We start from the raw sequence: 1,902 nt of genomic DNA, 5'->3' as shown, positions 1-1,902 counted from the left end.
GTGCGTTTATCATCTAATATCCTTTAAATTTAAGCCATCTTATTTAAAATTTGCTTCTTGTCTATCTTTTGCATAAGCTCTAAGACGTCTATACCTCTTTTTTCTTTGAAATTTAAAAGCTCTCTTGCATAGAGAAATTTTTGATCTTTATTTATATCATAGGTCTCATACTTCTTCTTAACCTGCATAGGTTTAAATTTCTTCTCACTTTGCTCTTTGGCTAAATTTGCATTGTATTCTTGTTCTTCTTTGATTATCTGCTTTCTTTGTTCTTCAACATCCTTTGTAGCTTTCTCTCTTGCTTTGGCAAATAATGTTTTAAATTCATCTATGCTTAGGTCGGTTCTATCTAAAAGACTAAGCGACTCCTTGTTTTCATTTGGATAAAGAGAAGACATGCTATCCATAAAAGCTCTTAGGTCAGCCTCCTCTTCTTTTGTGCCAAGACCTATTAGTTTGCCCATCATGGTTGGCTTGCCATCAACAGAGTTTTCCTTTAATATATCAGAATACATTATAAGAACTTGATCTTTTGCTTCTTCTAAAGTTTTTGGCTGTTTCATCGACATGGCGTTGCGATCTTGTTCGGTATTGTAACGCTTAGAAAGCATATTATCTATTTTGCTTATCGTTTTTGCAACCCAATTATCTTCATTTTCGTCTATGTCAATAATCTCTTTTATGCTCTTTCCAACTGGACCATACCATAAAGCTTCTATTTTGGCCTTTTCATCATCTTTGGTATCTTTAGGGATATTTTCTTTTTGGATAGTGTTATCTTGTATTGGTGTATTGCTAAGTCCGTTTATGCTAGTTATCACTTCAAGTTCCCCTTACGCCTTTATATCAACATCTTTTTTTATGCCAAGCATATCTACTAGATATTTTCCAGCTGGGTTTTCATTTAGCTCTTTTACTAAATTTAAAGGTGGCATGCTAAATTTTAAAAAGCTATCCATAAAGTCTTTGCTCTTCTTGCCATCTTTGTCTATCTCACCAAAGAGTAGCTTTAGCATTTTTAGATTACGCTCCATCATCTTTTTAAATGATAGCTCGTCTTCTTCATATCCCCTACGCCTATCTTCAGGAGTGCTGACAAAGCCACTTTGTAAGTCGATATAGACAAAGTCTCTTTTAGACCTGATGTAGTCTTGCATATATTTAGGCATGCCAGCTATATCGTTATCAGTAGCATTTATAAAGCCAGGTCCAAATTTCATCTCGCCCATAAGTTCAAACAACTCAAAAGCCCTATTAAATTCTTTACTATCTATGCTCTTATCATAGCCTTCTCTTTTGCCTTGTGCTGTTGTCTCGCCCTCTCTTACATCAAGGTTGTTGTTTATAACGGCTGCTATAAGTCCGCCTTTAGTTATTGAGCCGTCTTTATTAGTGTATTTCTCTCCATGCGGATCCATAAATATACCAATGACCGTGTTTTCTTTGCCACCATTGTTGTTGTTAAAGATATCTGTTGTTGGCTTTAGTGGCTGCCTACCATCTCCGCCATCAAAGCTTGGATTGAAAAAGAGCGTGCTTATCATCTGCTTATTTGACTCTTTGCCGTTAAAATCAGCCGCAGCCGAGCCAAATTCATGAATGGAGTTATGGATTTTGGTTACTTGCATACTTTGACGATCATAAGAAAAGCCTTGAGGGAAATTTCTTATCTCATCTAAGCTAAAGCTATCTTTTGAATTTAGCGTGTCTTCGCCAACTACTTGTGAGAGGATTTTGTAGGCATTATTTACGGTTTTTAGTATATCGATGCTGTCAAAAACCCTTTGCATATAGTCAGGCTGCGTCGCTATCCTGACTAATGACTCCAGCGTGCTTGAGTGAATTTTATAATCACTTGGTATGCCAGCTTGTTTATTAAACTCATCTGTAAAGTAACCATCC

Annotated in this window: 2 protein-coding genes; both read right to left on the bottom strand. The window is 36.1% G+C overall.

Annotated features, from left to right (window positions below; translation table 11 throughout):
- Positions 1–29 precede the first annotated feature (29 nt).
- Complete coding sequence (locus F3G91_RS00010) at positions 30–821, bottom strand: Cj0814-related protein (RefSeq protein WP_149700301.1); 792 nt, start codon at positions 819–821, stop codon at positions 30–32.
- A 12-nt stretch (positions 822–833) separates the two neighbouring features.
- Positions 834–1,902 (bottom strand): Cj0814 family flagellar-dependent secreted protein (locus F3G91_RS00005; RefSeq protein WP_223227790.1); only part of this gene is annotated, 1,069 nt, incomplete at its 5' end.

Origin of the sequence: Campylobacter concisus (assembly GCF_902460715.1) — a bacterium.
GTDB lineage: Bacteria > Campylobacterota > Campylobacteria > Campylobacterales > Campylobacteraceae > Campylobacter_A > Campylobacter_A concisus_AK.
This window is presented reverse-complemented; position numbering and strand designations above follow the sequence as displayed.